Source organism: Mesorhizobium sp. 2RAF45 (genome assembly GCF_052115225.1).
Lineage (GTDB): Bacteria > Pseudomonadota > Alphaproteobacteria > Rhizobiales > Rhizobiaceae > Mesorhizobium > Mesorhizobium jarvisii.
In genome coordinates, this window is record NZ_JBFRGG010000001.1 from 440,373 (window position 1) to 462,874 (window position 22,502).

At 58.5% G+C, this 22,502-nt stretch carries 26 protein-coding genes; 19 read left to right on the forward strand and 7 right to left on the reverse strand.

Going from position 1 to position 22,502, the window contains the following annotated elements; genetic code table 11:
* Positions 1-3 precede the first annotated feature (3 nt).
* On the forward strand, positions 4-1,359 hold the full coding sequence (locus AB4Z43_RS02180) for a M24 family metallopeptidase (protein WP_441935665.1): 1,356 nt from the start codon (positions 4-6) through the stop codon (positions 1,357-1,359).
* On the opposite strand, the gene AB4Z43_RS02185 is transcribed toward AB4Z43_RS02180, so the two are convergent.
* Positions 1,324-2,151, reverse strand: coding sequence for a phosphate/phosphite/phosphonate ABC transporter substrate-binding protein (locus AB4Z43_RS02185; RefSeq protein ID WP_441936150.1), 828 nt, complete (start codon positions 2,149-2,151; stop codon positions 1,324-1,326). The genes AB4Z43_RS02180 and AB4Z43_RS02185 overlap by 36 nt on opposite strands.
* A 120-nt stretch (positions 2,152-2,271) precedes the next feature.
* On the opposite strand from AB4Z43_RS02185, the gene AB4Z43_RS02190 reads away from it, so the two are divergent.
* The 11 genes from AB4Z43_RS02190 to AB4Z43_RS02240 all read left to right on the forward strand — a co-directional run bounded on the left by AB4Z43_RS02190 (position 2,272) and on the right by AB4Z43_RS02240 (position 10,157).
* Positions 2,272-3,348, forward strand: a complete 1,077-nt coding sequence (locus AB4Z43_RS02190; protein WP_441935667.1) for a site-specific integrase — start codon at positions 2,272-2,274, stop codon at positions 3,346-3,348.
* A 495-nt stretch (positions 3,349-3,843) separates the two neighbouring features.
* Entirely contained in the window at positions 3,844-4,014 is a 171-nt protein-coding gene (locus AB4Z43_RS02195) for a hypothetical protein (RefSeq protein WP_441935669.1), read from the forward strand.
* Positions 3,995-5,296: an AAA family ATPase gene (locus AB4Z43_RS02200; RefSeq protein ID WP_441935670.1), complete on the forward strand. Its 1,302-nt coding sequence runs from the start codon at positions 3,995-3,997 to the stop codon at positions 5,294-5,296. Before AB4Z43_RS02195 ends, AB4Z43_RS02200 begins: the two co-directional genes overlap by 20 nt.
* A gap of 175 nt (positions 5,297-5,471) precedes the next feature.
* On the forward strand, positions 5,472-5,678 hold the full coding sequence (locus tag AB4Z43_RS02205; RefSeq protein WP_441935672.1) for a hypothetical protein: 207 nt from the start codon (positions 5,472-5,474) through the stop codon (positions 5,676-5,678).
* A gap of 216 nt (positions 5,679-5,894) precedes the next feature.
* On the forward strand, positions 5,895-6,683 hold the full coding sequence (locus AB4Z43_RS02210; RefSeq protein WP_441935674.1) for a hypothetical protein: 789 nt from the start codon (positions 5,895-5,897) through the stop codon (positions 6,681-6,683).
* 462 nt (positions 6,684-7,145) lie between these two features.
* A complete protein-coding gene (locus AB4Z43_RS02215) occupies positions 7,146-7,682 on the forward strand; it encodes a hypothetical protein (RefSeq protein ID WP_441935676.1) in 537 nt (178 codons plus the stop codon).
* Complete coding sequence (locus AB4Z43_RS02220; protein ID WP_441935678.1) at positions 7,679-7,903, forward strand: hypothetical protein; 225 nt, start codon at positions 7,679-7,681, stop codon at positions 7,901-7,903. Before AB4Z43_RS02215 ends, AB4Z43_RS02220 begins: the two co-directional genes overlap by 4 nt.
* Before the next feature lie 12 nt (positions 7,904-7,915).
* Positions 7,916-8,464, forward strand: a complete 549-nt coding sequence (locus tag AB4Z43_RS02225) for a hypothetical protein (protein WP_441935680.1) — start codon at positions 7,916-7,918, stop codon at positions 8,462-8,464.
* Positions 8,465-8,634: 170 nt separating this feature from the next.
* Positions 8,635-9,156, forward strand: a complete 522-nt coding sequence (locus AB4Z43_RS02230; protein ID WP_441935682.1) for an HK97 family phage prohead protease — start codon at positions 8,635-8,637, stop codon at positions 9,154-9,156.
* Positions 9,157-9,336: 180 nt separating this feature from the next.
* Positions 9,337-9,678 carry a P27 family phage terminase small subunit gene (locus AB4Z43_RS02235; RefSeq protein ID WP_441935683.1) on the forward strand — a complete coding sequence of 114 codons (342 nt, stop codon included), beginning with the start codon at positions 9,337-9,339 and terminating at the stop codon, positions 9,676-9,678.
* Between the two features lie 191 nt (positions 9,679-9,869).
* Positions 9,870-10,157 carry a hypothetical protein gene (locus AB4Z43_RS02240; RefSeq protein ID WP_441935685.1) on the forward strand — a complete coding sequence of 96 codons (288 nt, stop codon included), beginning with the start codon at positions 9,870-9,872 and terminating at the stop codon, positions 10,155-10,157.
* Between the two features lie 377 nt (positions 10,158-10,534).
* On the opposite strand, the gene AB4Z43_RS02245 is transcribed toward AB4Z43_RS02240, so the two are convergent.
* Complete coding sequence (locus tag AB4Z43_RS02245) at positions 10,535-11,341, reverse strand: DUF4145 domain-containing protein (RefSeq protein ID WP_441935687.1); 807 nt, start codon at positions 11,339-11,341, stop codon at positions 10,535-10,537.
* A 158-nt stretch (positions 11,342-11,499) separates the two neighbouring features.
* On the opposite strand from AB4Z43_RS02245, the gene AB4Z43_RS02250 reads away from it, so the two are divergent.
* The 4 genes from AB4Z43_RS02250 to AB4Z43_RS02265 all read left to right on the forward strand — a co-directional run bounded on the left by AB4Z43_RS02250 (position 11,500) and on the right by AB4Z43_RS02265 (position 16,462).
* Entirely contained in the window at positions 11,500-13,638 is a 2,139-nt protein-coding gene (locus AB4Z43_RS02250) for a phage tail length tape measure family protein (protein WP_441935689.1), read from the forward strand.
* Positions 13,635-14,342, forward strand: coding sequence for a hypothetical protein (locus AB4Z43_RS02255; protein WP_441935691.1), 708 nt, complete (start codon positions 13,635-13,637; stop codon positions 14,340-14,342). The genes AB4Z43_RS02250 and AB4Z43_RS02255 overlap by 4 nt, the downstream gene beginning before the upstream one ends.
* Positions 14,343-14,422: 80 nt before the next feature.
* Entirely contained in the window at positions 14,423-16,021 is a 1,599-nt protein-coding gene (locus AB4Z43_RS02260; RefSeq protein ID WP_441935693.1) for a glycosyl hydrolase family 28-related protein, read from the forward strand.
* Between the two features lie 204 nt (positions 16,022-16,225).
* A complete protein-coding gene (locus AB4Z43_RS02265; RefSeq protein ID WP_441935694.1) occupies positions 16,226-16,462 on the forward strand; it encodes a hypothetical protein in 237 nt (78 codons plus the stop codon).
* A gap of 32 nt (positions 16,463-16,494) precedes the next feature.
* Here AB4Z43_RS02265 and AB4Z43_RS02270 read toward each other — a convergent pair whose 3' ends face one another.
* The 4 genes from AB4Z43_RS02270 to AB4Z43_RS02285 all read right to left on the reverse strand — a co-directional run bounded on the left by AB4Z43_RS02270 (position 16,495) and on the right by AB4Z43_RS02285 (position 18,184).
* Complete coding sequence (locus tag AB4Z43_RS02270; RefSeq protein ID WP_441935696.1) at positions 16,495-16,782, reverse strand: hypothetical protein; 288 nt, start codon at positions 16,780-16,782, stop codon at positions 16,495-16,497.
* Between the two features lie 11 nt (positions 16,783-16,793).
* The gene (locus tag AB4Z43_RS02275; RefSeq protein ID WP_441935698.1) at positions 16,794-17,126 is read right to left on the reverse strand and encodes a hypothetical protein; all 333 of its coding nucleotides are present in this window, start codon (positions 17,124-17,126) and stop codon (positions 16,794-16,796) included.
* Positions 17,123-17,440 (reverse strand): hypothetical protein, encoded by a 318-nt coding sequence (locus AB4Z43_RS02280; RefSeq protein WP_441935700.1) that lies wholly within the window; start codon positions 17,438-17,440, stop codon positions 17,123-17,125. The genes AB4Z43_RS02275 and AB4Z43_RS02280 overlap by 4 nt, the downstream gene beginning before the upstream one ends.
* 510 nt (positions 17,441-17,950) lie before the next feature.
* Entirely contained in the window at positions 17,951-18,184 is a 234-nt protein-coding gene (locus AB4Z43_RS02285) for a helix-turn-helix domain-containing protein (RefSeq protein WP_441935702.1), read from the reverse strand.
* An 83-nt stretch (positions 18,185-18,267) separates the two neighbouring features.
* Here AB4Z43_RS02285 and AB4Z43_RS02290 point away from each other — a divergent pair, with 83 nt between their 5' ends.
* On the forward strand, positions 18,268-18,465 hold the full coding sequence (locus AB4Z43_RS02290) for a hypothetical protein (protein WP_441935704.1): 198 nt from the start codon (positions 18,268-18,270) through the stop codon (positions 18,463-18,465).
* Positions 18,466-19,224: 759 nt separating this feature from the next.
* Here AB4Z43_RS02290 and AB4Z43_RS02295 read toward each other — a convergent pair.
* Entirely contained in the window at positions 19,225-20,235 is a 1,011-nt protein-coding gene (locus AB4Z43_RS02295) for a fatty acid desaturase (protein WP_441935706.1), read from the reverse strand.
* Positions 20,236-20,465: 230 nt separating this feature from the next.
* Between AB4Z43_RS02295 and AB4Z43_RS02300 the strand changes: the two genes are divergently transcribed.
* Together AB4Z43_RS02300 and bmt are read left to right on the forward strand one after the other, a co-directional pair.
* Entirely contained in the window at positions 20,466-21,323 is an 858-nt protein-coding gene (locus AB4Z43_RS02300; protein ID WP_064984043.1) for a helix-turn-helix domain-containing protein, read from the forward strand.
* 148 nt (positions 21,324-21,471) lie between these two features.
* Complete coding sequence (gene bmt, locus AB4Z43_RS02305) at positions 21,472-22,494, forward strand: betaine--homocysteine S-methyltransferase (RefSeq protein WP_441935708.1); 1,023 nt, start codon at positions 21,472-21,474, stop codon at positions 22,492-22,494.
* Positions 22,495-22,502 lie beyond the last annotated feature (8 nt).

Consider the following 22,502-nt stretch of genomic DNA (forward strand, 5'->3'; position numbering starts at 1 on the left):
GCCATGGACGGCGCGGCGCCAAAAGGCGGCTTCGGCCGCCATCGCAAGATCATGCCGTTCGAGCCTGGCTCGATCGAGGAATTGCGTGAAGGCTCCCGCCAGAAGGCGGCGTCGCTCAACCAGCATGTGCTGGGCTATGGCGCGCAGGCTGAAGCAGAATGGGCGGCGGCAGGCATTGCCGCCCCCGATCTTCCGGCGATGCGCAAATACCGGCTGGAGCGCATCCGCGCCGAGCTGAAGCGGCGCGGCTATGCCGGCGCCCTGCTCTACGACCCCGTCAACATCCGTTACGCCACCGACTCGACCAACATGCAGCTGTGGGTGGCGCACAATCCGACGCGGCATTGCTTCGTCGCCACCGAAGGCCCTGTGGTGCTGTTCGACTATTTCTCCTGCGAGCATCTGTCCGACCAGTCCGGCGTCGTCGACGAAGTGCGCCCGGCTGTCTCGTGGATGTATCTCTACAGCGGCGAACTCACGGAGCAAAAGGTCCGCCGCTGGGCCGCCGGCATTGCCGATCTGGTGAGGGAACATGGCGGCGGCAACAGCCGCATCGCGGTCGATCACATCAATCCAGAAGGCGTCGAGGAACTCGCCCGTCTCGGCATCTCCATCGGCAATGGCGAAGCGGTGATGGAGAATGCCCGGCTGATCAAATCACCGGACGAAATCCTCGCCATGCGCCGCACCATTGTCGCCTGCGAGGCGGCGATGGGCGAGATGGAACAGGCTCTGCAGCCCGGCATTTCCGAGAACGAACTGTGGGCCGAGCTGCACCGCGGCAACATTGCGCGCGGCGGCGAATGGATCGAAACGCGGCTACTGACGTCCGGCCCGCGCACCAATCCGTGGTTCCAGGAGTGCTCGTCGCGCATCATCGAGGCCGGCGACCTCGTTGCCTTTGACACCGACCTGATCGGCCCATACGGCTTCTGCGCAGACCTGTCGCGCACCTGGCTGTGCGGCGATGCCAGGCCGAGCAATGAGCAGCGCGACCTGTTCCGCATCGCCGCCGACCAGATCGAGCACAACACGCAGTTGATGCAGCCGGGCATCTCGTTTCGCGACCTTGTCGAGCGCTCGGCGGTGCCGCCGGGAGACTGCTTCTCGACCCGCTACGGCGTGCTCTACCACGGCGTCGGCCTGGCTGACGAATACCCCACGCTGCCGCATGCCAGCGACTGGACGCCGGATACGCCGGACGGCGTGATCGAACCCGGCATGGTGCTGTGCGTGGAAAGCTATATCGGCAGGCTTGGCGGGCGCGAAGGCGTCAAGATCGAGGAGCAGATCCTGATCACCGAGACCGGCAATGAGCAGCTATCAACCTACCCGTTGGATGCGAGGCTGCTCGCTTAGGCTGGCAAGGGCTTCGCGCATTGCCCGGACTGTCTTTTCCGGCGTCGTCCTGGCGGTGATGAAGGGTAAGCCCTTGCGCCGCGCCGTCCAGCCGACAATCGCCACCTTGCGAACCGCCGGTTCGAAACGCTGCGCCAGCGCCCAGCTTTCGCAGTCGATTGCTGCGACATCTGCCCTGCCCTCGGCAACAGTAACGATCGAAGCGCGATGACCGCCGCTTTCGCTGCGCGAGGAAAAGATATCGACGCTTTCGCCGGCCGCCTGCAGATCACGCGTCAGCCCGATCATGCCCGACATGGAATCCAGGCTGTTGAAGGTTAAGCGCTTGCCACGGAACAGGTCGAGCGGCAGCAAGGCCTTGCCGTCCGCGGGCGAGCGAACTTCCGGCCCCTCGCCCGTCCGCATCACCAGCGCGCTGGAATAGAGTTCGCCCTGCCCGCCCTCATAGGCGTCATAGCTTGGCTGGCCGATCACTTGCACATGGCTGGACAGACCGAGTTCCATCGGCCCCCAGCAGGTCTGCGCGAACAGCAGCGCCGGATGCAGCCAGAGCTTGTGATAATCGAGTTCGCCCGGCGGCAATGTCGAAGGATCCGGCGCGATCAGCGCCCCTTGGGCATCATGGATGCCGCCCGGCACCGGCGGCAGATCGCCATTGCTGCGCGCGATGGCTTGCGGCGCGTCGATGCCCTTTTGCCGGAAGGCATCGCGCAATTGCCCCCATTGCGCGTCGACCTCGCCGCGCACTTCGGGCCAGTCATACATCGGCAGGGCCGCAATCAGATTCATTATATTTTCCTTCAATATCAGTCTGTTAGCGTGTCAGGCTATGTCAGGGTTATTCCGGCCATTGCATGCTTTTTCAATAATAGTACAACATGTCGTACCGAACCCGGAGGCGTGTTGTACGATATGGCCAGCATCATAGAACGAAAACGCAAGGACGGGACGCCATCGTTTCTGGCCCAGATCGTTATCAAGCGCGACGGCAAGACAGTACACCGCGAGAACAAGACCTTTGCTAAACGGCGAGAGGCCGCAGCATGGGGAGCTTTCCGCGAGGGCGAGCTTTCGAAGCCTGGCGCCGTCGAAGAGATCAACAAGGAAGATCCAACCCTTGGCGAGGCCATAGGGCGGTACGAGCGGGAGGCCAAGCGACTTGGTCGCACCAAAGCAGCTGTCCTTAGTAGCCTCAAAGGATACGACATCGCGTCCAAGCGGTGCTCCGAAATTCGTTCAGACCATATAGTGGCTCTGGCCCGAGAACTTTCAAAAACCCGACAGCCTTCGACGGTTGCGGGGTACCTGACGTTTCTTTCTGGCGTATTCAAGTTGGCACGCCCGGCCTGGGGTTTTCCGCTTGACGACAAAGCTATGAGCGACGCGCTCACCGTAGCTGCCAAGCTCGAGATGACTGGACGCTCCAACCAAAGGGACAGGCGGCCCACTGTCGATGAGATGAATCGGCTTATGGAATTCTTCGCTGCCCGTACCGAGCGTAGCCTGCCGATGGAGCGGATAGCAGCATTCGCTCTTTACAGCGCCCGCCGCGAAGGGGAGATAGTTCGTATCCGTTGGGACGACTTGGACGAGGCGCACAGCCGCATCTTAGTTAGAGACGCCAAGGATCCGCGCGGCTCTTCGGGAAACAACATCTGGACGGAGTTAACGCCGGAGGCTTTGGCAATCATCAAAGCCACGCCGAAAACGGGCGAACTGATCTTTCCGTACAAGGGCGACACCATCAACTTCGCATGGCGCAACGCCTGCAACATGGTCGACATCGAAGACTTGAAATTCCACGACTTGCGGCACGAAGGCGTGTCGCGGCTTTTCGAACTTGGCCGGACAATACCGCAAGTCGCGTCCGTGTCAGGGCATCGGTCTTGGCAGAACCTGCAGCGTTACACCCATATCCGCGAGACGGGCGATAAATGGGCGGACTGGAAATGGTTGGAAATCGTTGCTCCGCCTCAGGAAATCACCTGACACGGATTGACAAAAAATGTGAAAACTCCTAGTGTGCTAATTCGCTTCAGCACTCTATACGCCAAACTTAGCAGGAGCGTCAACACCCTAGCATGGCAGGGATAGATGTCAACCGGGAAAATGAACACGGCCGAGGCCGCTGCATACATACGCAAATCCACATCGTGGCTCAACAAATCGCGCATGTCGGGAACTGGCCCTGTCTACTATAAGGCAGGCGCCGGGGTGAGCTATGCCCTCGCCGACTTGGATGCATGGCTTGCCGGGTGCCGCCGTACCGCGATTTATGACCACGCGAACGACAACGCACGAGCTGCCGCGAAGGCCGCCTAACCACCCCTGCCCTCTCCAATAAAAACCCACTGCGGATCCAACTGCGGCCACTTCCAAAAACGGGAACTACCCAACTTGCACATTTTATCAATTCGACCCGAGCCGCCAAGCGCCGGGAGCGTCATCGCGCGCTTCGACTTGGAGCTATCTGACCAGCTCCGCATGTTCGGCCTGCGGCTCATCAAAAAGCCGGACGGCCATCGAGCCATCTACGCACCGAATTCCGGTGGCCTGCGCGTCGTAACGTTTGGCGCGGCTCTTGTTCAGGAAATTGCCAACGCCGCCGAAGCGGCCATTAAGGGGCTTTCGCCGCATGACCAGCCCGCAGACTGAGACTGACCGGCAACTTGCCGAGGCCTGGCAGCGCCAAACGGGGAACGGCACAATCGCCGAAGACATTGATGGCGGTTGGTCTGTCTACGATTACAAGTTCCCTAACAGCAGCCGCTATTTCTCAACCGGATTCAAGGACGGAAAACAGCGGAGGGCGGAGCCTCCCAAGCCAGGATCATACATCAGCCTACTCGGCACGACGGCCGCTAACGACAACAACCCTCTTCCCTTCGTGAACCCCACGGACTGGCATGGGGCACCGGTGCCGACCCGCGAGTGGTTTCTAGATGGGTTGATACCGCGGCGCCAAGTGACGATCCTGAATGGCGACGGTGGCGTTGGCAAGTCACTATTAGCCCTACAGATTGCCGCTGCCAGCGCAATGGGCTGCGAGACGATTGGCCTTCTCCCGATGTCCGGCCGCGTTATGTATCTAGGCGCGGAGGATGAGGCTGACGAATTCCACAGACGACTGGCCGCCATCACCCACGAGCACCATCGGCACCTGTCCGATATGGCTGATTTTCGACTCGTCCCAATGGCGGGCCGCGACGCCTTGCTTGCCATCCCTGACAAAACAGGAGTGATGCAGCCGACCGACAACATGGTCAAGCTGGTGAAGATGCTTGTCGAATTCCGTCCAGGCTTCTTGGTGCTAGACACTTCGGCCGATTTGTTTGGCGGCGACGAAATCAAGCGCAATCACGTTCGACAGTTTATCGGCATGCTCCGCAAGCCCGCGATAGATTTAGACATGGCGGTGCTTTTGCTCTCGCACCCGTCGGTGGCGGGCATTCAGACTGGCACAGGCTCATCAGGCAGCACCGCATGGAGCAACAGCGTCCGGTCAAGACTGTACCTCACCACGGCCAGTGGAGATGGCGCGGATCCCGATGTCAGGATCCTCACCACCATGAAGGCCAATTACGGGAAGAAGGGCGGAGAGATTCGAATGCGCTGGCATGAAGGCGCATTCGTCTTGGATGACGGTAAGCCGTCTCCAGTCGCTGGCATCCTTAACAAGCGGGCCGACGAGATATTCAGGAAGCTGCTTTCGACCTTCAATCGGACCGGCCAGACCGTTTCTGATGTGACCGGCACGAACTATGCGCCAGCAAAGATGGCCAAGCACGCCGAAGCAGGCGGTGTATCAAAGCGGCAGTTTGCCGACGCGATGCAACGACTTTTGGAATCCGATGAGATCAAAATCGTGATGGACGGCCCGCCGTCGCGCCAGCGGAAACGTCTCATCTTGACCTCCGAAGACTACAGCGGGGTGTGATTCCACCGCACACTTCCACCGGGCTACTACCGCCCTACCACCGCCTACCACCAGCCTAGCCACCACCACCCCTTATACCCCGCTGGCGGTGGAAGCACCTGCCGCCGGTGGAATCCGGCGGGCACTTCGACACACCAGAACAAGAAACGAGGAGAGAACCCCATGAAAGCTCAACATGTTCAGCATCACACCCTACGCCGCATCTCGTTACGTCGTGCAGATCAAGGACGGCGAAACCAGAATGAACTGGCAACCCTGCCAGGTCATCGGAGTCGACAGCAGCGGCGATGAGCCAAGCTATCTCGTGGAAGTCCGGTCAGCGAATGGAGAGTTTCACCTCGATCGCGCCGATGTAATCCGCAAGTGCCCACCTACTGCATGAGAGAGACCGCAGATGCTGTCACGGACAATCGAAATCAACGACGGCACAGTTCAAATTCGTCGCATCTCATGGCCTGAGTTCTGGAAGATCCGACCCGACAGGCGGCCGGCGAACGATAACAAGCCGCCCATCGACAAGGTTGCTTAACTAACCGACCGCGCATTGCGGAAACGGACTACCGGCCAGGCCGGTTTTCTCGAATGGGATGACCACCCGATGTCAAAGACCGCTCGTAAGGAAATACTAGAAGCGACAGACGCCTTCCTGAAAGCCAGCCCGGAGGAGAAGCGAACCGCTGTCAGGATCCGCTTCCGCGGCGGGCGACCGGCCTGGAACTGGTTGAAGAAACATGACGAGGAAGGCGCCGCTGCTCTTTGGTTGATAGCTCGAGAACGGTTTCCGCAGGCCGCCAATGACAATCTGCCCACTCAAGCCGGATTGAATGTCGACCGAAGCCGTAAGGACGGAAGACCTCGCGGTAAGAATCCGGATCCGCGTTCCTTGGAGGCGTACATGGCGCTTCCAATGGTGCAGCCACGGCTTGGCGATGCGACGCCAGAGCCGGCGACAACAGGCAATTGGGATGGGACTTCGCGCGGCATCAACATCAAGCCGCAGCGCCAAGAGTTCGAGTTTAGCCACAACTGCCGCTTTGGTTTCTGCCAGCCAGCAATCGCACCGGGCGCTTTCTTCCTTGGTGCCATAGGCGGTCTAGGTCAGCTCAAGATCGGTAAGAGTCGCGGCGACGTAAGGCTCGCTGGAAGTCCAGACCCGATCAACCCACCGTCCAACATCGATACGGTAATTGAGGCCATCCTCTCTGGTGGCAACGTCGCCGACGTCGGGAAGGCTTTCGGCGCCAAGGGCGGGCATGCCGATCGGCGTGGAGGCGCCGAACTACTCGCCGCGGGGCGGTGGGCAAAACTGGCCGTCGCGAATGACAACCGCAGCAAGGCTGTCACCAATGGAGCAACAAACTCAAGAGCGCGGGGAGCAGCGCAATGAGCCTAAAGACCTCTTCACGGGAGAGATGCCACCATTTCGTTTTCTTGGGAGGGGGACGGCGCATACAATTCTCCATTTGAAAAACTCAAATCGAGAATCCTTTCGGGCCGATTTCTTATGTAGCGCATGAAGCCATTGCCCCTGCAAGAATAAAAAACAAGCTATCCCGCTTGTTCACACCCCTGAAATTGTCAACGCCATCGTGTGGGTGCCAAATCGTGGCCCCGAAAAACCTATAGGGCAACAGCAACGATTGGGACGCTTTGGCGCCCAATCCTATTGCGCCTGACGCCTCGCCAGCGTGTCGGCAACCCGTCATTGCTGCAGTTCAGCAGGCGGGACCAATTCCGGGGCAGCGCCGGAATAGTGGCCTTCGATTGAGCTTCGGCTCGTCGGAGGCCACAACCCCCTTTTGCGTCATCAATTGCAATTTCCAACAATCAACATTGAAAGGAGCCAAACTTGGCGACCTTAAACGCAGCTCATGCAGCCAATGAACGGCGCATCGGCTTCCCCACCTCGCGCGGCAAGACCGTCGCTCGCCGGCTACAGGATGAAGACATTCTGCCGTCAGGCCAGCCAGGCAAGGCCCCCGAAATCGATCTTCGCAACTATGTCGACCTTGTTCTCGCACTGGCTGCGGATACGACGTTGCGGGCAGTCGCCAACGCCGTTGCCAACTACCGTGAACTTACGCCCGCTGGTACCCCCATCGAAGCACTACCCGCGAGCCTGCAGTACTCGGCCGGCAATTATCTGGACTCACTCGCCGACTTGGCTGCGGAGGGCTCGCAGGATGTCCGACGGATCAAGCTCGAGGTTGTCTCGACTTGGCCTGAAATTGCCGTCCACCATGATGACGGCACCGTCCGCCGTTTCGTGCAGCCTGGTGCCAATCCAAGTCACTGGCAGCACTCGGGTCATCGCCGATCAACCACCATAAGCGGCGCGGCATTTGCCGACTGCATCCTTGTTTTGTTCGGAGAGAAAAAATCATGACCACCCCAATCCTCGAAATCCGACGCGGCGATGAATCGCAACTGCTGCATGGCACTGGCGCACGTTTCGTGGCCGAGGCTGACGGCATCGTGACCGTCAAGCCCATCGACGACAACGCGGTTGTGCTCCGCGTCCCTCGTCGCGCAACCAGTCTGCGAATGAGCGCCGGTGAAACGATGACCATGACCGTCTCCCCTGGCGACACTATCGAACTGATTTGAAGGAATTTCAAAATGGCAAAACCCACAATCACCATCCCGTCGCTCGTTGAAGTCGACTCGGAAATCAAAGACCTAGTCAACCGCGAAGCGTCTCTTAATAATCGCCTTAGCGAAATCCGCCGCGAAATCACCGACGTTGAAACAGCGATCGCGGATGAACGCACAACGGCCGGCCCGCGTCTGCGCTCCGCTGTTGCCCAGCTAACTGGCGATGCGGATGCCGCAGCAGTCGACCGACGCAAGGAACTGCAGACGCTTCGGCACGCTGAATCCGACCACTTGGAAGCGCTCGCTGTCATTCAGCGGCGTGTTCACGAACGCCGCGGCACTGCCTCGCGCGCCGTCATCGCGGCAGTACAGAGTGAGATCGACAAGCGAGTCGGCGCAGTTGCCGCTGCTACGAATGCCGCCCTATCAGCGCAAATTGATTTGGAGGCGTTCATCCGCGATCTCGAGGCTGAATCCGTCGAGAGTGATGCGCTTCGTTCTGGCGTTACCCCATTCTTCCTGACTAGCGGTGCCGCCGAGCGGTATGTCGCGGAGCATGGCAATGCAGTTTAAGGGCGGCAACGAAACCCGCATTGAGCGGGCCACTCAAGGCGACAGGCGCAAATCGATTCGCCGGATGGTTCGCTCGCCAGGAAGCACGCAGCATAACAGCACCGAGGACAGCCCGGAGGTAATTGCGGAGCGTATCCAACAGGCAAAAATAGAGAGGCGAGCAAAGCGGAATGGCTGATTTGATTTCCGGCTATGCGGTCGTCTTCAACACGGAAACGCTGATCGGCTCCTTTCGCGAGAAGGTCGCGCGGGGCGCGTTCGACAAGAGCCTGCAGGAATACCCGGACGTGCTAGCTTTGTGGAACCATGATTATGATAGGCCGCTTGGCCGTACATCCTCCGGCACCTTGGATCTGCGCTCTGATCTTGCTGGCTTGTGGTTCGGTCTGAATCCCGACGAGACAACACCCGATGGACTGACGGCGATCGGCAACATACGGCGTCAGGACGTATCCGGATGCTCGTTCGGATTCACTGTCCTGCGCGAGACGTGGGACGAAGGCCTTGATGACCAATTGCCATTACGCACGATTGAGGAAGCTGTGCTTTGGGAAGTGTCGCTCTGCTCGATTCCGGCTTACCAAGGAACATCGGCTGTACTATCGGGCGCTCAGCGCAACACCACCGCAGCCTCGCGTCGCATTGCCGAGAGGCAAGCGGCCATGGAGATGAAGATCCGAGGCATCCGCTAGGACTGCAGCGCAAAACTCGCCGTGTTGCAGTACGGTGGGGCATAGCGCATCGCTCCAGCGGCGATTCTGCCGCACCGCGCGCCCCCAACAACACATATGCGCCTTGCCCCGGTTGAGAAAATATTCGGCCTAATCCTTGCATCATAACGGTTCGAACTCTTCAAATAATGAGGTTAAACGATGAATGAGGGGCAAAAACCTCCCGCTCACCTACGTCCGGCGACGAAAAAGTGGTTCAAAAGCGTCACTTCCGACTTTGATTTGGACGGCCACCACGTGCGCCTGCTGACCCTGGCTGCAGAGGCATGGGACCAAGCTCAAACGGCGCGCGAAGTACTTGATAGTGGCGGGCAGACGTTCACCGATCGCTTCGGCCAGCCGAAGGAAAGACCCGAGGTCGGGATCCTGCAGAACGCGCGGATCTCGTTTGCCAGACTCATCCGAGAGCTTGCCCTTGATGGTGACAGCGCACCTGACACGCCGCGGATGGCGCGCACAGCAGACTACGGACGGCGGCGCTAATGCCGGCAAGACGCAGAACGGACAGGCGCCGGGACGCCATGCCAGTCGACGCGCTTCGGCGTGTTTGGGAGCTATGGTGCCAACCGTCAACAACACCCGCTGAACATGAAGAGTGCACCCGGCTCGAGGCGGAATGCGTGGCAGCCGGCTACGACCCGTTGCTGGCTTGGTGCTGAATTGGAGGATGCTAAATGCCTGTACGACGAAGAAAGGCTAAAGCCAGACCTGATGAGGCGCGCGCTTGGGTTATGATGATGATGTCGGGCTATGATTTTTTCAGTGATTTGGTTGACGCGGGGATTGTCGAAGATCGCCATGAAGTCCCGCGCGAGCTAGCCGAAGAAACCTGGCGCCGGATTGGCGATGACGTGCTCGACGCGATGCATGATCTCCATATCGGATTTCGGCCGCCTGACCGTCCGATTTGGGCTGAACGGGAATTCGGGCCGCCAGGCAACAGAAGGCGACGGGTGGGGTGACGCCGGCTTACAAGACAGCTTCTGCAATCGTGATTTGACCTTCTTTCCGCAAGGGGACAAAAGAAAGCCGGGCGGAAACCGGCAAAGTCATCCGCCCGGCCCTTTAGGTCGGCAAAGCCGCCTATTTGCGCTTGATCGTCTCAACGATGTGGGTAGCAGGCTTGTTCGTCGCGGTTTTTACCGTTGTGAAAGGGTTCAACGTTGGACAAATCCTTGGCGGAGCAATGTGCTCACTATGACGATTCTATCAACTCCAACCGAACCACGATGGCATTAAATAGTTGGATGTTTAATTGGGCGGCGAATCTTGCCTTAGGTTCGGTTGGAGTTGGATCTATAGCGTTGCTGCTCTGGATGGCCAGAAGGTTGGGCGTTGGCTAACCCCCACTCTTATTCTCAATCTGCTTCGGCGCATCACGCTTCTCGATCGCCTCTCTAGCTCCCTCTGGTAGATCATCGAACATAGCATCTATATGCTTCGGTTGGCTGATTAGAGCGTCGGCAATCAAGTTCACCAAACCGAAAAGCTTCTCAGCTGTAGCGCGATCGTCTTTCAGGTCGATCTGGCCAGGATGCACAGCATTGTTGCCAACCACCCGTACAATATCGAGCGCTCTCTGGATACGTCTATCGAGACCCTTTTGGACCAGCGCCGCAATATCAGCGTCGATGTTCTTTCCTTTCTCACCTAAATGCACACAAAGACGCTGTACAGCCTGTCGAAGAAGCGCTGCCGCACTTCTAGGCGAAGTGTTGAGGACTAAACCTGCTTCATCATAGTCTGCGCGCACATCATTCGGAAGATCAGCATTGGCGTCGGGCGCCTCAGTCGCAAGTGGCCAAGCCAATTTGTCATGAATCCAGAGGGAAATTTTCTTGCAATTGTAGCAACTTGAGAAGTGGACATTGTAGGCCAAATTCTTCGAATAATCAGTTGTAGACTCGAAGAAAGGGTAGCCCTCCGCGGCTTTTTTTGCCCACGCCAGCATCTTTTTTCTCTCTTCTTTATCCTCCATAGAGTTGAACATCTTTTCGTCCACGTAATGCCATAAGCTTGGTGTTTTCGATTCGGTTCCGACTGGCGCCCCGTATGCCCGGTTCCAATACTGAGTTGTATACACCCCGCAATGCGGGCAGGTGAACGCAGTCAAAGATGTCGATGGTGGTTCGTATTTGCCGCGCATTCTTCTTTCCTGCCTTTCAAACCGAGAAGTCTAAACGTTTTCGCCTCATCTGCATAACTGCCGAAGCGTCTTTGCACAGGATTAGAAACATTGACCAACACCACCCAACGCGCCACAGCGCGAATGCACTGCCATGTCCGCCACAAGGCTACCGCTAGATGACAGCCACAGCAGAAGATCTCGCGCGGCTTCTCGTAAGCATTGAGCTTTCTCAGGCGAAGGTCGAGAAGCAGGCCGCCGCTATTGCGAAGAGCGCGGAACGCGCAGCCAACAACATTGATAGCAGTTTCACTAAGGCCAATGCCAACGTTGGAAAGTCCTTTGAGCGCGGCGCCAAGAGTGCGACGGTATCCATTGGCCAAACTAAGGCGGCCGTTACCAACCTGACTTTCCAGCTTAACGACATTGCGCAGGGGCTACTTACCGGCCAATCGCCGTTTAGGATTATGGCCCAGCAGGGGTCACAGGTTACGCAGGCCCTTGAGAGTGCTGGCGGTGGCGCAGCAGCGGTGAGAGCGCTTGGTGGCGCATTCACGCAGATGCTTAATCCTGTGTCTTTGGCTACTTTTGCCGTCATTGGCCTGGGCGGCGCTGCTATCCAGTATTTCACACAAATGCTGTCGGATAGCGCTGACTCGGAAAAGACGCTTAAGGAGCAGGCTGAGCTTATCGGCAAGGTTGCCGATAAGTGGGGCGACGCCCTGCCTGCGCTTAAGGCTTACAATGATGAGAAGAAGAAGCTTGCCGAAGGGGCAGACGTCGAAGAAGCCACTTCGGCGGCGATTCATGCCGAAAACTCAAAACTGCGCGAATTCATCAAGGGTTCGTCTGTCGACCTCGCCGACCTGCTTGCAATGCTCCAGGCTGCCGGTAAGTCGGACGCTGATGTAGTCAAACTGCAGCAGGCGTTTTCTGCGATGGCGGAGGACGTCAAGAAAGATCAGAGCGCAGTTGAGAACCTGATGCAGGTACAGAGTGCGCTGACCGCGCTCTACGACCAGACGCACATTCCTGCGGCCAAACAAATGGCCGACGCACTCGGCCAGATCGCCGACGAAGCGGAGCGCGCTGCTGCTGCCGGCAAGAGGTTGGGCACGGATTTAACGCTCCGAAAACTACAAGAAGTTGTCAACCAAACGCCACTCGGCACGCTTTCGCCGCTTACCAGTGACGGCGGTAGCTTCCTCAACCCGCAGCAACAGCAGGATTACACGGCGTCCCACACCAAGTCTCAGTTTGAGCTTGAGTTGGACAAGGCCGGTGGCGCCATTGATAGCTTTGTCGATCACGTCGTCAAAGCCGAGAGCGGCGGCAACAACAACGCCAAAAATCCGAACTCGAGTGCGACTGGAGCCGGCCAGTTTATTGAGTCGACCTGGCTTGACCTGTTCAAGCGGTATTTCCCTGACCGCGCTGAGGGCATGACGCGCGGCGCTATTCTGGCACTGCGCACTGACGCGAACGTGAGCCGATCGCTCATTGAGGCATACGCCAAAGAGAATGCGGCGGTGCTGCAGTCTGCTGGCGTGCACGTCGACGAGGCCGCGCTGCAATTGGCGCACTTCCTTGGCGCGGGGGATGCCGCAAAGGTGCTCACCGCGGCAAGTGGGACGCCACTGGCTGGGCTGATTTCAGCCGCGTCGATCAAGGCCAATCCGACCATCCTGGGAGGTGGCGCCACGGTCAACGATGCCATCTCGTATGCACAAAACCGCGCAAGTGGCGGTGGCGGTTCGACTGGTGGTAGGTCCAAGAAGTCGCCAACCGATTTGTTTGCTGGCGACATGCAGCAGATACAGGCGCGCATTGACCTGTTGAACGCCGAATACGATGCGCAGTCGAAGCTCAACCCTGCTGTCAACGACTATGGTTTCGCGGTCGAGCAGGCGCGCATTAAGCAGCAGTTGCTTAACGAAGCGGCCAAGGCAGGCGTTACGATAACGCCAGAGTTGGCGGCCAAGATCGACGCACTGGCAACCAACTATGCCAAGGCGTCGTCTGCCGGTGACATGCTCAAAGCCAGCCAACAGAGGTTGTCACAAACGCTTCAGGAGTCATCGGCCTTCGGCAAGGACGTTTTGGGTGGCTTCATCCAAGACATGGAGAACGGCAAGACGGCCACGGAGGCGCTAGGAAATGCGCTCAAGAAGGTCGCCGACAAGCTGCTCGACATTGGGTTAAACGCAATTTTTGACGGCTTTGGCGGCAAGGCAGGAGGGCACATCCTCGGAACTGTCGGCGCCCTTCGATTGCTCGCCGCAAATAACAACAATCAACCAATGAGGACCGCGGCATGAGCGCCTTTTTCGCGATGACTTATGACGACCGCGTCGAGCTTCTGACGGACGGCGCAATGTACCGGGATGACGGCACACTGATTGATATTAGGGAAAAGGTCTTCACCTCCGATCAACTACCCCTTGCCGTCACAGGCCGAGGCGACAGCTTGGCGGTCGGCGCCTTCTGCGTAGCGGTTCTGGCGTTTTCCAACTGCAGCGACAGCTTCGACGCTGTCTTGGAGCGGCTCTCGGATTTCCTCGAGAAGCGGCGGGCCGTCGGGGTGCTTGGCCGTTGCGAAATGCTTGTTGCCGGCATCTCGGAAAGCCGCGGTCCAAGCCTATGGTTCTTCGCCACCCATGACGGCTATCCCGACTTTGAGCCGTGGACGATCTATGATGTCGGGCCAGAGGTCTGCGGAGGCAACGCTCTTACCGCTGAAGAGGTTTCCGGCCTTCCGAGCGCCGACAATGGCCTTGCGGAACTTGGTCCCGCACTTTTCGAGGCCATGCGGCGCAAGCCGGGACTCAATCCTGCAGCGCCGCAGCTGCCCGCTATTTACGGCATCGGCGGCCACGTTGATCACACCACCGTCACGCGTAGTGGCACCACAACGACGCGACTGCATACATGGCACGAAGACGTCGTGGGGCAACCAATCGACCCATCTGCAGCACTATTTGACGACGGCGCCACCTTCGATGACGGCGCCACCTTCGCCTGACATTTTCTAGCACTTCCCGGCCACGGCCGGATTTCACCAAGGCTCGCTTCGGCGGGCCTTCTTCATTTGGACACTCAAAAATGGTAGATGTCGCTGCGTCGGTTTGGCGCGATTTTGTAATTGATGGTGTTCCGTCATCCGGATCTTGGGCGCCACGCAAAGCTGATATTCGCGCTTGGGGTACGTGGGTTGAGACTTCAAGCTTCGTCAACGTCAAGGACTTTGGCGCAGTAGGCGATGGCGTTGCGGATGACACTGCAGCTATTCAAGCCGCCGTAAACGCTGCTGGTGCGCAGAAACGGGGATTGTATGCACCCGGTGGAACGTACAACCACAGCGAAATAACGCTGCCGCAGCGGCCTACGCGTATCGTCGGCGACGGCCCGTCCAAGACCGTGTTCGTAAACACTGTCGCCGGGGGGAACGCATTCAAGTTTATCGCTACCGGTGGCAACCGCGATCCTGACGATTTTGCGCTGATCAAGTCGGTTCAGTTCGCCGATCTGTCTATAATGAAGAACACGGCCGACGGCGGCATTGGCATTTGGGTGGAATGGGTCAAGAACGACACAAACAATCAGGTCTATTTCTCGGCCGACAACGTGCAGGTCTATTGCGACAAGGGCACCTCATGGTCGTTCACGAAGGGCATCTATCTCAAGAACTGCAACGGCTCGTCGTGGAATAACGTCGTTGTCAAGGGCGACAACAGCGAAAGCGCGTCGGCCTCTGCCAACCCTTATACGATGACGCATGCCATCCATTTCGACCAAGACACGGTTGGCCTGACGACTGGCAATATCAACCACTATATCACCAATATCACGACCGGCGCGTCCGGCTACGGCCTTCGTGTTGACGGCTGGTATGAAGGGTTCTTCATCACCAATAGCTCGTTTGTGCAGCATTGGAAGGGCGTCTCCAATTCAGGCAGTGCGGCGTTGAACTCGGTGTTCAACCTCGTGAACTGCCACATGGATTGCCGCGTCTACCCGTTGGAGTTTACCAGCACCTTCAAGCTTCATGTCGTGAACTGCGACCTGTTCAAGAACGGCACGGGTGCGGGGTTCGCTGGCGACACGGCCAAGCTTTTCGACTGCATGCACGCCTCATTCATCGGATGCACTTTCAGCACGGGGGATACGACACTTCCTATTGGCATCAACGCAAATTCTGGCTGCTTCCGCATGACGGTAGTTGGGAACAACTTTCAATCGTGCAGCAACGGTGTCGTGTTGAATTGCACGACGAACGGCGCGCTGGTGCAGGGCAATATCTTCTACAATTGCTCCGTGGGCGTTTTGCTGTTCACTGGCACTGCGGATAACAGGATCGGTCTCAACGCCTACAATGGCACGTTCACGGCACGCATCAGCAATCTGAGCTCCGGATACAACCACATCACGCCGTTCAAATACACGGTGCAGGCGACTGTCAACTTCGCCAGCGCGTTGGCGACACAGACAGTGACGTTTGCGGTTCCGGCTGGAATTTTCGTTGCAACGCCGATCTTTGCCACGTTGACACCAGCATTCAATTCCGGGTTCTACCCGGTCATCGTATACGATAGCACAGCCTCCTCTCCGACGTCCTTGGTGTTCGTCGTCAGGGAGTATCAGGCAGCCACTATAGCCGCCGGCAACTACGTCTTCTGCGCCACGGCAGAGTCGTTCAGCTAAACGGAGGCCTCACCAAATGTGGTGCCGTTCGTAGTCATCGTCTTGGGAAGCAGGCCGATATTCCCATGCGCCGTTTAACCAGCGGCGCATGGTGCCACCGTGCCTTGAGAATGATCCTGTGAACAATGCTGTGGCGACCTTTACACCAGGCAACCGTCGTAGGAATATAGTCCTCAGGTGGGGCGATTTCGGACGGAGATCGCAATGGCAAGGACAAAACCGGCAAAACAGCTTTCCGAGGCTGAAATCGAACGCTTCCTGGTGGCAGCGGAAGCGCTTCACAAAAGCATCGTGAGGCCGCTCATATCGCCAAACAGCGAGCACTTCCGAGCGCTCCGGAGAACGCACGAAGCGCTGCTCAATACAGTCAAGCACATCACCGGCGACGATGCGCCGTTCATTCGATGGAACGGGACAGGAGCGGTACGGCAGCCTTCTTAGCGGAATTCTACCAGCAACAAGGGCTGATATGCCTATTGCAGCCTCTGATTCCCGCCATACCATGTCTCCTTTGGCGACTCTGGATCGATATGCCGGCCAAGCGACTTCAGGTGCGCAACGATCTCGGGTAGCAAGAAATCCCGATCGCCAAACTCTTCGCTTATGCATTGGAGTTCATCCGCCGCGGCCACCATCTCCTCGACGTCACCGAGCACGTAACCCTTATCCCCGATGGCGCAAATATCGCAGCCAGCCTTAATCACCCTGTCTACGAAAGCGGGAATGTCACTCGCCTTCATCAGTCGCTTACTGCCCGTCATTGGCGATCTCCCTAGCACTTCCCCGCAACTCGCGCCTTCTGAATGGCGTCTAGTTCTCCCTTGAGCCTGGCGATTTCAGTCTCGCGCTGCTTCGCGTCTTTGTCACCCATGCTGCCCACCGGAAGCCCGAGCCATAGCACACCATAGGCATCATTGGACGCAGTTCGGCCCTGCGCAGCGGTGAGGTCGCCGAGCGTGCTGTTAGTCTGGATCGCCTTGCCGGAGAGTTCACTGCAAGACAACCCTCCATAGGTCGTCGTCGTGGGGACCGCTTTTATTTCGTTTGGCGGCGTCGCGCATGCCGAAAGAAATATACCTGCGGCTACAGTCATTGCGATTTTCATTCATTCCCCTCCGTCTTGTTGCTCTTACGCTTGGGGATCCAGACCCGCTCGACACCGCCAGGCTTCGCCAGCGTGAAGCCGGCCGTCACGCCGAAATACGCCGCGAAAAACTGCTTCACCAAAGGCACTGGCCGCGCCTTGTGGAGCGGGTCAATGCCTGGAAATCCCCTGTGCTCTAAAGCGGGCAAGACGGCTCTCCGCCAATAATCAGCTCGGGCGCGACCAACGATCGCGGCGCCTATCTCGAGATCGGTGGCAAACAAAGGCAGGCGATCGAGCGCAGCGTTGGTTACGGTGGGAGGTTCGGGGGTCATCTGCCCGCTCGCCTCTTCTTTCCGGTCAACTCCATTAGGCTCTTCCGCGTCTGGTAGTCAGACGGCGCGGGCTTAGTGGGCGCCGGCCGCGGGAGCGTCGGCGCTACCCGCAACGTGTCCCTAATGCCCTCAATATCTGCATCGCTAAACAGGAGGGTTCGGCCACGGACCATGCAGAGACCGTATTGGCGAGCAATCTTGGCTACGCCTCTATTCGTGAGGCGCAGGAGGTCGGCGGCTTCAGAGAGGGTGTAGAGGTGTGACTGCATTTCGCCATGGATCACACACAACAACAGTGGAGTCCAGCGCGAATAACGACTAGGCGTTTACACAATTTTTCCTTGATAAATCAGGCGGCTTCAAAACCTTCTTTAAATATTTGCATCGCTAACGCAAACGATCTACTTTTAAGACGGCGCGTCGGATCGGGCGTGCAGGCTTTCATGAGGCCGACTTCGACGCTTCGAAGTCAGAGTGCGCCCTGAATTTGATAATAGGGGCGCGCTTTTTCTATGCGCGCAGCGTCACGCCTCCGTCGATGAACGCGATGCCCTCCGCTTCGAGCGCATGGATTACCGCATATACGTTGTTCGACATCGGCACAGCCGACGCTTTGGCAGCCTCCATTCTTCTCAGCGTGGGCGCGGAGATGTTGGCGCGCTCTGCCAGTTCTGCCTGGTCTAGGCCGGCCAGGGCGCGTGCCGCAGCCAATTGCCGGCCGGTGATATGATTAATATCGCTCATTTTGATTGTTTCCGCTTGACGTCGGAGTGGTCATGATTAATAACTATCGTATTGAGCGGTTTTAATCAACGAGGAGCCACACGATGAATACCGACGCAGTTAATACGAATTGGAAATTCGAAATCGGGGCGACAATCACACACAGGGATCAGCCGATGCCCGCCGTGGTGTTGCTGCGCGTGCGGACCACCAAAGGCGTTGAGGTGTATGGCGTAAGACGCCTAGACGAGTGTGAGGTGCGCGATCTTATGATTGAGGGTGAGGCGCTGGTGACTGTCTAGAATCTGCAGTGGATTGTTAAGGAGTTTTGCCTTGCGGCAGGACCGTATGGACTCCATCGAAAGCTTAGTGACGCCTTGTGGATCGGCCACTCTCTACCTCCGACCCAAAAGAGAAGCTTTGTGGTCTCCTTAGGAGCGACTCGTCGTCCTATTGTCATACCCAATGCGGCGTCATCTGGCAGCACCACTGTCTTTTGGGTGTCTGTGAGAAGCTTTTCGTCGACTGGAAGGATCAAGCCTCCTGACCGGCTCACCGGAATCAGTTCGTCAATCCAAACGTCCGACTCCGCAATATTTAGAATTTCCGCCTCAAGGAGCGCACCATTTGGAAGTGACTGCACAAAGCGGATGAAAATTCGTGGCTCGCCTGGCGTCGGCGAGCGGTTGTATCGAACCTTGTGGGCTGCCCACCGAAGCAAGCTGATACCTGAGGCGCCCAGACCAACTCCCGCTGTCAATGTTGGCAGATGGACGGAAACCAACCAATCCACAATGCCCGCCACGCGAAAGCCTCCCCTTCCCTACCATTGTCTAGTGGCTTGTGGCGGGTTCTAGCACCTCAACGTCTAAGCCGTCTACGGTACGACAAAAGTACAACAAAGCCCCGGAAACCGCACAATTCCTGGGCTCACGGCCAGTCATACATGGGCAATGCCGCAACCAGTTCGCTCATGCCGATATCAAATCATCACGTCTGTAAAAAGGACCACAAAAACGCGGCGTCCAATCAGAATTGGCCGACACGAGGGATGCCGCGAATTATTCCTTGGGCGGCTCGGCGGGCACCGGCGCCGTGCCGAGCCCATTGATGTTGCGTGCCCGGATGCGCGGCTTGAACGCCCGGCCGTGCTCAGGCGCACGCCGCAGCACCGGATGCACGATCGGCTCCTTAGCCTTGAAGGCATAGGCTTTGATCAGCGCGAAATAGTTCGGATAGGCATAGCCATTGTTCATCCGCAGCCACTCGTCACGACGCTCGCGAAACAGTCTCGGCAGCTTGTACCAGGCCACCGTAGGCGTCTTGTGATGGACGAAGTGAAGATTGTTGTTGAGGAACAGGAACGACAGCGGCGAGCGCTCGATGATCACCGTGCGGCCTTCCGGATGCTCGGACCACTGATGCTCGGCAAAGGTGCGGATCGCGATCAGCGACTGGCCGAGCCAGACCGGCGCCAGAATGTAGAGCCACAGCGGAATGCCGAAGCCGAACTGCACGATCGGCGCCACGATGGCGAGACCGATCGCATGCAGCAGCCAAGCCTTGCGGATCGCCTTGTCGCCGGCCATCATCTGCTTGAAATCGTCGATGAAGAAGCCGATGCAAGACAGCCACGGGCCAAGGAAGAAACGGCCGGCCATGGTGTTGTTGATCTTGAGCAGGAACTTCATCGTCGGCGGCAAATCGTCGTGCTGCCACAGCGCGTGATAGTAGCTTTCGGGATCGTCGAGCGGATCGGTCAGCCGCTCGTCGGCATGGTGGCGCAGGTGCAGCGTCTTGAAGCGGCGGAACGGCCAGACCAGACCGATCGGCAGGAAGACGAAGGCCTCGTTGATCAGCGCGCTGCGCGTCGGATGGCCATGCAGCACTTCGTGCATGATCGACGACTGCAGTGCGAGAATGAAGCCAAGGAGAGCGAGGGCCACGATGGGATGGGAAGGCCAGAGCAGGAAACCGGTTGCAAGCCACGTTCCGTAACAGAAGAAAGCGAGAACCGCGGTCGGCCACTCGATGGCCGGTGTGTTGCGTCGCTTGATGCTCTTGCCTGTCATGCTATCGACCACTGCCCCTCAGTCGTCGGAACCCCAACTGGTTCCTGACAGCATAGTGTCAGGAGAAGCGATTCCACTCAACGCGACAAAGTATACAAAATGTTGCGATTGCGCATTTTTGACTGCACATGTTACACATTGTAAACAGGCTTAGGGATTCATTTACGCCTGAGGCACCTCGGTGGACGGTTTCGGCGCAAATTTTTCCTCAAGATTCGGAGAAGCGGACGATGGACAAACGCGATCTGTCAGCAATTTTCCGGGAGCGTCTGAAGCTGCTCCTGACACGATCCGACCTCAATCAGTCGGCCTTCGCGTCAGCAGTCGGCATCGACCGCTCGGCGTTGTCGCAGCTGATGTCGGGCGCCTCGACGCGCTTGCCGCGCGCCGAAACGCTGCTCAACATCGCCGCCGAATTCAAAGTGTCGCTGGACTGGCTGCTCGGCCTCAGCCAGGACGAAGGCGTCACCGGCGAAATTCGCGAAAGCCTGGAGATCGAGGAGGCGCCCGACGGTTTCGACCGCACGCTGCTCGCCAAATGGTTCGCCGAGGCAGCCGGCACCAAGATCCGCTACGTGCCCGCAGGCATTCCCGATCTGCTGCGGACCCGCGCGCTGGTCGACTACGAGGCCAACATCACCAACAGGAGCCGCCTGGCACAGGCCAGCGAGACGCAATACCGCATCGAATACAACCGACGCCCGGAAACCGACATGGAAGTCTGCATGCCGCGCCACACGCTGGAGATTTTCGCGCGCGGCCTCGGTGTGTGGGATCGTTTTCCCGAGGCCGACCGCCGGCAGCAGCTCGCCCATATGGCGACATTGCTCGAAGATCTCTACCCGACCTTCCGGCTGTTTCTCTATGACGGCCGCATGCGCTATTCGATCCCGCTCACCATCTTCGGCCCCTATCGCGCCGCCATCTATGTCGGCGACATGTATGTCGTGCTGAACGCCACCCAGCCGGTCCAGGCGCTGACCCAGCATTTCGACAATCTGATCCGCGCCGCCGACGTCAATCCGCACGAGGCCGCCGCCTTCGCCCGCAATCTGGCCGGCATGTCGTTCCCGTCAGGCTCTGTCTGATCGACGGCAATCATGGTCATTCGATTGCTGGACCCCGACATGGTCGAGGGCCACGCCATTCGCATTGCCGAGGCCGCCACAAATCATTGACTAGACATAAAGACTTCTTTATATCCTTATTCGAATTTGAAACACGAAAGCCAATCCGATGACCACCACCAATCCGATCGATGCCCTGCTGGCTGAAAAGGGCGTGCTGCTGGCCGATGGCGCCACCGGCACCAATTTGTTCGCGATGGGCCTGGAGGCCGGCGAGGCGCCGGAATTGCTGAACGAGACAGCGCCCGACACCATCACCAGCCTGCACCAGAATTTCGTCGATGCCGGCGCGGACATCATCCTGACCAATTCCTTCGGCGGCACCCGCCACCGGCTGAAGCTCCACCGTGCGCAGGATCGCGTGCAAGCGCTCAACAAGCGCGCCGCCGAGATTGCCCGCGCCGTCGCCGACAAGGCCGGCCGCAAGGTGATCGTTGCCGGCTCCGTCGGCCCGACCGGCGAATTGCTGGTGCCGCTTGGCGCCATGACCTATGACGAAGCTGTCGACGCCTTTGCCGAGCAGATCGAGGGCCTCAAGCAAGGCGGCGCCGAAGTCGCCTGGATCGAGACGATGTCGGCGCCCGACGAGATCCGCGCCGCCGCCGAAGCCGCCATCCGCGTCGGCCTCCCCTACACCTATACCGGCTCCTTCGACACAGCCGGCCGCACCATGATGGGCCTGCTGCCGAAAGACATCCATGGTGTCGTTGACGGGCTGTCCGAAGCACCGCTCGGCGTTGGCGCCAATTGCGGCGTCGGCGCTTCAGACATCCTGGCCTCGCTGCTCGACATGACCGAGGCGAAGCCGCAGGCGACGGTGATCGTCAAGGGCAATTGCGGCATTCCGGAATTCTGCGGTACTGAGATCCATTATTCCGGCACGCCGGAACTGATGGCCGACTATGTTCGCCTCGCCGTCGATGCCGGCGCCAAGATTGTCGGCGGCTGCTGCGGCACTTCGTTCCAGCACCTCGCCGCCATGCGCAAGGCGCTCGACGCCCACACCAAGGCGGGTCGTCCGACGGTTGAGACGATCGTCGAGCGCATCGGTCCGATGCGCAACAAGGTGGCGACGGAAAACACCGCCGAAACCAGCGAAGCCCGCCGCGAGCGTCGCCGCAGCCGGGCCTGAGGATTTCG